The 499-nt window shown below is 64.1% G+C and carries 1 pseudogene; it reads left to right on the top strand.

Annotated elements, in window-relative coordinates:
* Positions 1 to 499: pseudogene (locus tag J5M71_RS27460) on the top strand (UxaA family hydrolase); the annotation flags it as partial.

Below are 499 nucleotides of genomic sequence, written 5' to 3'. Positions count from 1 at the left end.
TCATGGAACTGGCCGAAGTGCGCTTGAAGAAACTCGACCAGCGCCGCCGCGAAACCGTGCCGGCCTCCGAGCTGATTCTCGGTATGCAGTGCGGCGGCAGCGACGCGTTCTCCGGCATCACCGCCAACCCGGCGCTGGGTTATGCCTCGGACTTGCTGTTGCGTGCGGGGGCGACGGTGATGTTTTCCGAAGTCACCGAAGTGCGCGATGCGATCTACCTGCTGACGTCGCGGGCGCAAACGCAAACCGTCGCCGAAGAGCTGGTGCGCGAGATGGACTGGTACGACCGTTACCTGGCCAAGGGCGAAGCCGATCGCAGCGCCAACACCACGCCGGGCAACAAGAAGGGCGGGTTGTCGAACATTGTCGAGAAGTCCCTGGGCTCGATCGTCAAGTCCGGCAGCAGCGCGATCAATGGCGTGCTCGGCCCGGGCGAGCGCTTCAAGCACAAGGGCCTGATTTTCTGCGCGACGCCGGCCAGCGATTTTGTCTGCGGGAC

The sequence above is a fragment of the Pseudomonas sp. 43(2021) genome (assembly GCF_017490805.1).
Taxonomy (GTDB): Bacteria; Pseudomonadota; Gammaproteobacteria; order Pseudomonadales; family Pseudomonadaceae; genus Aquipseudomonas.
The sequence above is the reverse complement of the archived record's forward strand: the minus strand, read 5'-3'. Positions and strand labels throughout refer to the sequence as shown.